9 protein-coding genes are annotated in these 7,187 nt (G+C 39.8%); 2 read left to right on the top strand and 7 right to left on the bottom strand.

Going from position 1 to position 7,187, the window contains the following annotated elements; translation table 11 throughout:
• Window positions 1-16: 16 nt before the first annotated feature.
• The 5 genes from JCM15548_RS26495 to JCM15548_RS21320 are packed head-to-tail and all read right to left on the bottom strand — an operon-like array spanning window position 17 to window position 5,257.
• The gene (locus tag JCM15548_RS26495; protein ID WP_083985271.1) at window positions 17-313 is read right to left on the bottom strand and encodes a type II toxin-antitoxin system RelE/ParE family toxin; all 297 of its coding nucleotides are present in this window, start codon (window positions 311-313) and stop codon (window positions 17-19) included.
• Window positions 304-528, bottom strand: coding sequence for a hypothetical protein (locus JCM15548_RS19590; protein ID WP_062128804.1), 225 nt, complete (start codon window positions 526-528; stop codon window positions 304-306). The genes JCM15548_RS26495 and JCM15548_RS19590 overlap by 10 nt, the downstream gene beginning before the upstream one ends.
• A gap of 29 nt (window positions 529-557) precedes the next feature.
• Complete coding sequence (locus JCM15548_RS21315; protein ID WP_083985272.1) at window positions 558-1,562, bottom strand: tyrosine-type recombinase/integrase; 1,005 nt, start codon at window positions 1,560-1,562, stop codon at window positions 558-560.
• The gene (locus JCM15548_RS19600) at window positions 1,555-2,430 is read right to left on the bottom strand and encodes a tyrosine-type recombinase/integrase (RefSeq protein ID WP_062128806.1); all 876 of its coding nucleotides are present in this window, start codon (window positions 2,428-2,430) and stop codon (window positions 1,555-1,557) included. Before JCM15548_RS19600 ends, JCM15548_RS21315 begins: the two co-directional genes overlap by 8 nt.
• Window positions 2,431-2,470: 40 nt before the next feature.
• On the bottom strand, window positions 2,471-5,257 hold the full coding sequence (locus JCM15548_RS21320) for an MTBMA_p00010-related P-loop-containing protein (RefSeq protein WP_083985273.1): 2,787 nt from the start codon (window positions 5,255-5,257) through the stop codon (window positions 2,471-2,473).
• Between the two features lie 147 nt (window positions 5,258-5,404).
• Here JCM15548_RS21320 and JCM15548_RS19610 point away from each other — a divergent pair, with 147 nt between their 5' ends.
• Window positions 5,405-5,770 (top strand): helix-turn-helix domain-containing protein, encoded by a 366-nt coding sequence (locus JCM15548_RS19610; protein ID WP_062128808.1) that lies wholly within the window; start codon window positions 5,405-5,407, stop codon window positions 5,768-5,770.
• Complete coding sequence (locus JCM15548_RS19615; RefSeq protein ID WP_062128810.1) at window positions 5,767-5,988, top strand: hypothetical protein; 222 nt, start codon at window positions 5,767-5,769, stop codon at window positions 5,986-5,988. Before JCM15548_RS19610 ends, JCM15548_RS19615 begins: the two co-directional genes overlap by 4 nt.
• A gap of 98 nt (window positions 5,989-6,086) precedes the next feature.
• Here JCM15548_RS19615 and JCM15548_RS19620 read toward each other — a convergent pair whose 3' ends face one another.
• Together JCM15548_RS19620 and JCM15548_RS19625 are read right to left on the bottom strand one after the other, a co-directional pair.
• Window positions 6,087-6,569: a hypothetical protein gene (locus JCM15548_RS19620; protein WP_157482999.1), complete on the bottom strand. Its 483-nt coding sequence runs from the start codon at window positions 6,567-6,569 to the stop codon at window positions 6,087-6,089.
• On the bottom strand, window positions 6,520-7,187 hold a 668-nt coding region (locus JCM15548_RS19625; protein ID WP_227626057.1), incomplete at its 5' end, for an RHS repeat-associated core domain-containing protein. The genes JCM15548_RS19620 and JCM15548_RS19625, both read right to left, overlap by 50 nt.

Consider the following 7,187-nt stretch of genomic DNA (forward strand, 5'->3'; position numbering starts at 1 on the left):
CGTGCGGTGGGGCTTATTATTTTCTTAATGGTCTTTGTCGGGAGCTACGAACATTTAAAAGTTCTATCAGCTTTATCCTGGGCTTTACTCTGTAAGTAACTATCGTAAGACGATTCATGGGGCCTCTATATATGTTCTTTCGAACTTGGGACGGTTCTAACAAATGAGGATTTTTTTCAAGAAGAGATAAAAACTGTCGAGTCTCATTAATAAAATTCCGGATTTCTCGCTCTGTCCATTCTTCTTCCAGATGCCGTAATATTTTATCATAACCATTCTCAGCTCGTTTTGACCATACAATTTCTAAAGCCATTTCTTATACTTTGATAAAACTTCATCTGTTGTCTTTGTCTCTCCTCTATCAGCCTGTAAAATCCCCTCTTCGATTTCAGCCTTTTCTTCATCACTAATTAAATTCCACCAATCTGGCTTTTGAGATTGAAGCTGTTCAATCCGTGAGAGCACAGATTCATCTTGAAGGTGAGACACCCAGTTGATAATACTTAATTTTCTGGTTTCTATATTCATAACCACATATTTTCTTACAAATTTAAAGATTAATAATCACTTTTGGCACCATTTAATGGGTGAAGTTTTTCAAGTTTGCTTTGTAAGCTGTCCAAGTTGTTTAACTGGTACCGTTCTGTTGAACTTACATATTTATGGCCGGCCATGTATTGGACTTGTCTTAGATTGTGGTTTTTTAGCCAGTAGGTTATCACACTTGCCCGGATTTGCTTGGGATGAAGGATTTCAGGGTTTAGTTTTTGGATGGCTTTAAACATGTGCAATAGGCTGTTTTTTATGTTCTCACTGCCGTTGATGCTGACAAATAGCTGGTTTTCGATTTTGGGGTGATTGATTTTAGTGGGTTTTCTGGCTGGTCTTGGGGCTGTGATTTCTTTTAATATGGTTGGTCTTATCTCGGTTAGGTATTCGTGTAATTCCAGTATTTGAATGGGCTTTAGTTCAAGTGTCCGGCTGTTTCTTCTGCGGTTACCAGGAACAACTATTTTGCCTTCTTTGAGTTTTAAATGACTTGGTTCTAACTGATGCAGCTCTTCGGTGGTTACGCCTTGATAAACCAAGATTCCTAAAATGATTTTGTTTCGTTTTTCTCTGTTGGTGGTGGATTCAAAGGATTGATAAAGGTTTTCAAGCTCTTTAAAGTCGATGATATTGGAAGGTAGTTTTTGCCCGATGCCTTTTAGATTCAGATTGGTGGCTGGATTAATAATAGCGGGGTTAAATTGCTTCAGGTATTCATAAAAGTTCCTGATGCTTCGTAGTTTACTGTTGATGTGCCTTTTGCTGTTCCCTTCGACTCCGCTCAGGGCATCGACTTCCAATTTGCAGTAATCAATGAAGCTGAGTAAATCGTTGTACCGGGTTTCTTCTGGTTGCAGGTGTTCGGTTTCAAGCCATTTCAAAAAGTATCCGGCATAGTTTGATTTCTGACGAATGGTGTTTGCTCCGTTGCCAAGCTTTTGTAGGTAGATTTTAAAGCTTGTTAGTTTGCTTTCTATCTCTTTGTTAAAGATGTATTCGGGCTTCTTACGCATTGGCTAAATGGGTGTAAATTTGGGTGCTTTCAAGGCTGCTGTGGCCTAAGAACTGGCTGACTTCTTCCAAGGTCATTCCAGATTGTAAAAGGTGGGTGGCGATGGAGTGGCGCAGGGTATGGATGCCTATATCCTTTTGCAGTTTGCTTGCCTCTGCTAATTTGTGAACCCTTTCTATGATGGCGTTTCCACACAATCGGCTTACCTGCATGCTTAAAAAGAGTGCTTCTGGTTTGGTATTCTTAAAGTTGCGTATCTTTTCTCTGGCCACGTAGATGTAATTCTCTAAATCTTCCTTTACGGCTTCTGTCATGGGTATGTACCTTTCTTTGTAGCCTTTGCCTTCCCTGATGTGGATACGTTTCTCTTTCAGTAAAACATCACTGACGTTTAAACTTACCCCTTCGCTTCGTCTTAGTCCACAACCATAATAGATGCTTAAAATGGCTCTGTCCCGGATGCCTAAAATACTATTGTCGCAGGCTTTGTAAAGTGCTTTGATTTCTGATTGTGTGAGGATGATTTTGCTGGTTTCTTTGTCAGGCCTGGTTTTTATTTCTACTTCAAAAAATGGCTTTCCCGTTTCCTGTAAGTACCTGCTGAACCGCTTTATGGCATTGATGTTACTGGTTATGTAGTTATTCGACAGGCTACCGTTTTGCCGCTTGTTTTTGCGGCTTTGAAGGTGTTTGTGGTAGTTGGTTAAAGTCTGGGGCTGGATGGCTTCAAGGTTGGTTATTTCAGAAGATTTCAGATAAAAGAAAAAATCATTGACATAGCGTACCGATGCATAAACGGTGCTTGGTGCATATTCTAAGGTCTTGAGCCACTTTTCAAAGCTTTCTGAGAGTATAACGTTTATATCCATTACGATGATTTTTTTACCCCCTGCCTCGCGTTTTGGCAGGCTACTGGGATACTGTATTTAACACCTTGATTTCATCAGCTTTAAGTATCCCATTCTTGTTTTGGGATGCTGTTGGGATACGGGATACTGACTTTTTGATATTGTCCAAAGCTTCATCAAGGGCATTTTTTACATGTTCCTGTAATTTCTGGTACTCGTCTTGTTTTATTATCTGGTACTCAAAACCCTGTCGGTACTTATTTCCTCCAACTACTTTTATATAATTGTTCCGTAAAAGCTCTAAAATATAGCGGTTGCAACTGCTTGAAGTCATGCGGAAGGTTTCCCTGATTTCCTTAGCATAAAACACTTCGCTATTATTAGTTTGCATCCATTTCTTAAGCCTTTCGAAGAACTCACGTACTGCCCGGGGCAATTCATCGGATTTGGCCAGTAGCACGTCTTTTAAAAGTATATTTGCCCATTCTATGTCTTCCAGAGTGGTTTCAATGTAGCGCTCTCCGGTTACCTTGTCTATTTTGATGTCTCGCTGATATTGGTGATAAAAGGTGATGGTTTCGATGGTTGCCAGGTAATGGGAGTTTGTACGTAGTGGTTTAAAAATGTATTCCGGGAGCTTTAACAGTTCGGCATAAGGGTTTCTGACTTTGATGGGTTTGAGTACGGTTTGCATATCCTTAAAAAACTCTTTCAGCTCGTTTTCTTCTTTGCTGTTTATTTTACCGGCTGATAATCTGCGTTGATATTCCATGATGTGTTCCTTTTGCTGGCCGCTGCCGTCCAGATAAATCAATAAACTACGGTTTGAGTTATCCTCATAAAGCTTTTCCCTTGTGGTTGTTCCGGCCAGACTTATTGGGCCTTCAACATGTAATGTTATAGTTTTAAGGTTTCCTTTGCTGTCTTTTATGGGGATGGTTTTTGATATTTTCTTTTTGCTCTGTAATTCCCGAAGCGGATATAAGACATCCTGTGCACCATCCATATCTTCAATAAGTACCAGCTTATGTTTTAGCTCTTTGCGGTCGAAGTAGTAAAAAGCGTTTTCTGACAGGATGGTGATTTCCAGCTTTTCTTGTTCCGGTATTAGCTCACTTACTTTCTCCTGAAGGTAGGTCTTGCCGGTTCCGGAAGCGCCAAGGCTGATGATATGCAATGGCTGTTCCCTTAATCTTGATGTAAATATCAGGTACATTAAAAGCCGGTTGTTTTCTTCCCCTATCATTCCGGTTCTGCCGATGTCGTCATTTGTGCGTTCCATCAGCTTGGGGGCTTTCAGGTAGTTTAGTGCTTTGTTTTGCCTGTGTTCTGTTAGCTGCCTTGCTTGTGGTTTCTGCTCCTTTTGGCTTTCTATTTTGCTTAACCGGTAGCTTTCTATTTGTTCGGTCAGCTCTGCAATGGCTCGCTTTAAAACATTGGTACCGGTTTCTAATTGCTCACTGGCTTTACCGATAAACTTTTCTAAGTAATCGGAGTGGTAAAGGTCGATGGTGTGGCGGATACTGTGCAATGGGTCGTTTGTATCGGTACGGCTTATTTTTACGGTGATTCTAAGGCGGTCGATTTGCTGCAGGTTGATGCCGCCAAGGATGATGATTTGCAGTTCCTCAGTGGTGTAGGTTATAAAGTCGGGATTTCGGGTGTTTAGTTTTCCCTGTTGTGGCAAGTTCTGTCTTGTCTGTACTTCTTCTGGTAATGGTTGTGGTTCTCTTTCCTTAATTTCAGTTTTTTCAGTTAAAAGAAAACATCCCTTTCTGTTTTCAAGTAAGTGGGTGAAGATTTCAGTTTCGTAAGCCAGTGATAAGCTGTTTACGTCTTCGCCTTCGGGCGTTTCAATGGAACTTAGTTTTATTTGTGGCTGTCCCGTTTTTCGCGGGAGCATTAATTCGCTCAGTTCTGTCTGATACTTTTCGATGGCTTCATTTCCTGCTTTATCGCCATCAAAAAAGAAGATGACTTCCTGTAGGTTCTGCAGCTCTTTTATGGCATGTTTATGTTCTTCTGTAAGTCCGTTTGTTCCATAGCAAGCTAAAATGCTGTATTCTGCTGTGATTTCTGATATCTGTAAAAGCGTTGCTGCATCAATGATGGCCTCGGTTAATATCAGTTTGGTGGTTGCCGGTTTCGGATAGCCTGGATAAAGTCCGCAGCGGTCTTTTAAATAGTAGTGTTTCGATTGGTTGTTGTTGGTAATGCTTCGGCCGTAAATGCTAACGATTTGGCTTTGTTTATCCTTTAGTGGGAAGATTATGCAATCCTTTGCAAAAACTTTGTAGGTATTGCCGGTGGCATTGGGAACCGGACTACCATAAGGGATTAACAGACCGGCATTGATACAGGCTTTCTGGTCGACTTCACTTAATTTGCCCCGGTGATGGAACTGGCCGGAGTTGTAACCAATTTCTAAAAGTTCATGCTTTAGATTACGGCCTTTCAGGTATTCTTTGGGTTTCACGCTTACAGGGTGGCTCAGGCCGTTGCAGAAGCTTTCAAAAATCTTGGTTAGTATTCCGGTGTGGTTCTCTTTTAGCTGGCTCTTTTGTTGCTTGGGTTTATTGTTTATCGGTGTTATCTCTCCAGTTAGTTCCGTTGCTTTTAATAAACCTTTGTGCTTACTGCCTTCCTTTAAGGCACAAAATTCTACCTGGTCACCTCTTTTGCCACAGCCAAAGCAATTAAAAGTGTTGGTGGTTGAGTAAATCTTCAAGCTTGGCTTATCATCAGCGTGGAAGGGGCATTTTAGCATGTTGTTTCGGTCGGGTTGTAAACCGTAGTGTTTTAGAACTGTCTGGATGCTTAAACGCTGCTTTATTTCTTGGATTTCCATAGGATAAAATTATTTATATCTTTTTTGGATATCACAAAGTAAAAAATAAATATCCTATTAAGCAATTACAAATCTACATTTTAGATATAATGTTGATAAAAATATCTTTTGTAGCTATTTTTGCAATACAACATTAACAATTACAACATGAAGCTGGCCGACAACATTAAGAAGATTAGAGAAGATAAAGGATTCCTGCAAAAGCAAGTAGCTGCAGAAATTGGATTAAAACCAGCCCACTATAATAAAATTGAAAAAGGGATTGTAGAACCGTCTGTTGATATTCTGGATAAGATGGCTAAATTCTATGGCCTAACCATTGACCAGGTAGTTCATCTTGAAGGAAACACCCCCAAGGAAATAACCATTGAAGACAAAGGACTAATTGAGCAGGTAAAGCTTATTCAGGAACTCGACGAGAAAGACAAGGATACAATCTTTAATATTATTGACACCATGCTCACAAAACGTAAATTCAAAGACTTCTTTAATAAAAACATTGCTGCTTTATGACTATCGAACTCTTAAAAATGATTCCGGTTGGCCAAACTTTTGTTATTGGATTTTTCGCCATAATGGCTGCTACTAAAGCTCTTAAAGCTTCTGCAAACTATGCACTCACGAAAGAGAAAAATGAGGTGACAATTGATAACGTGAACTTTACAAAATTCATTGGGACAGCAGTGCCATCAACTTATATCGTTCTAAGTATTCTTTGGGGATTGTTATAAAAAATGCCCAGAACATAGCCGGGCATTCTTTATTTATTTTTCGCATTATTCAGTTACAACTCGATGCGAACGGGGAAATCAGCCCTAATATAACAATCTCATCTACTGCTAATTCCTTTAAAACTATTTTTCAAATTATCTATAAAATCATAATCCACATTACTGCTTATGAGCCAATAAGAAGAATCAACTAATTCGATACTATAGGAGCAAGCACGTCTCATTTCCTCATCTGTTTCGTAACGTCTAAGATTATTTTTACTATAATCACCAATTAGTAGGAATTCATTTATTGTGGTGATTTCATCTAAAATATTTAGCAAACCATCCCAGTTAATTAACAAACCTCTTTGACTATTTTTAATACGGTTTTCTAACTCTAAAATATTTCTACCAGTACCTTCTAACCACAAAAAATCCCAAAAAAACTTCTCCCCCTTATTAACAAACTTCAATATCTGGTTAACACTGACATCTAATAATTCGACATTAGCTCCGTGTACTTCTATGCATTTCATAGGTCTTCCTCCATCAGTTAAGTGGTTCATCTCTACCTCTCCTTTTGGTGCCCCCTGTTTCATTTGGAATATATCTATGTTGATGAGGGTTTGTGTGCTCATTAGGTCTTCCGTGGTCTGTATGATCAACATCCTTAACTGGTTCATTATTCTCATTAAACTCACGAGACTGATTATACGTGCCCTTTCTTCCTTCTTTTTTGCCTAGTTGAGTATGATTAGTCCCTTTTGCTTCATCATCAGGTTGTGGGTTTCCATGTTGATCTCTTGGTAATTCTCTGTCTGGAGCATAAGTTTCATTTTCCACTGGTGTTGTAGTACTAGGCTCAACTCCAGGCACCTCAGGAGCACCATCACTTGAAGGTTCTAGTTCTAATACGGATGAAACAAAACCAACAACTCCTTCCCAAGCTAAAGCCACAGCAACTCCAATTGCAGCCCCAGCAGCGTATGCTCCATCGGACTTTAAGCCTGTCATTGCATATTCCTGTGGACTTATTTCTCCATTATTAAGTTTTCTCTGTGCTTCTGCTCGCAGTGGGTCTACCGGATGGAGAGGACCGTATGGCCACATTCCATCTGGGTCAATAAAGCGAATAGGATTATTAAATGCATATGTGTAAGGGCTCCATCTTCTACCTAATTCCGCTAGTGGGTCCACAGAGTGCCACCTCCCTAAAG

Source organism: Geofilum rubicundum JCM 15548 (genome assembly GCF_000974365.1).
GTDB classification, from domain to species: Bacteria; Bacteroidota; Bacteroidia; order Bacteroidales; family Marinilabiliaceae; genus Geofilum; species Geofilum rubicundum.

Excerpts from the sequence above, each read along its gene's own strand:
- JCM15548_RS26495 (WP_083985271.1), bottom strand. The coding sequence starts at position 313 with ATGGCTTTAGAAATTGTATGGTCAAAACGAGCTGAGAATGGTTATGAT.
- JCM15548_RS19590 (WP_062128804.1), bottom strand. The coding sequence starts at position 528 with ATGAATATAGAAACCAGAAAATTAAGTATTATCAACTGGGTGTCTCAC.
- JCM15548_RS21315 (WP_083985272.1), bottom strand. The coding sequence starts at position 1,562 with ATGCGTAAGAAGCCCGAATACATCTTTAACAAAGAGATAGAAAGCAAA.
- JCM15548_RS19600 (WP_062128806.1), bottom strand. The coding sequence starts at position 2,430 with ATGGATATAAACGTTATACTCTCAGAAAGCTTTGAAAAGTGGCTCAAG.
- JCM15548_RS21320 (WP_083985273.1), bottom strand. The coding sequence starts at position 5,257 with ATGGAAATCCAAGAAATAAAGCAGCGTTTAAGCATCCAGACAGTTCTA.
- JCM15548_RS19610 (WP_062128808.1), top strand. The coding sequence starts at position 5,405 with ATGAAGCTGGCCGACAACATTAAGAAGATTAGAGAAGATAAAGGATTC.
- JCM15548_RS19615 (WP_062128810.1), top strand. The coding sequence starts at position 5,767 with ATGACTATCGAACTCTTAAAAATGATTCCGGTTGGCCAAACTTTTGTT.
- JCM15548_RS19620 (WP_157482999.1), bottom strand. The coding sequence starts at position 6,569 with ATGAAACAGGGGGCACCAAAAGGAGAGGTAGAGATGAACCACTTAACT.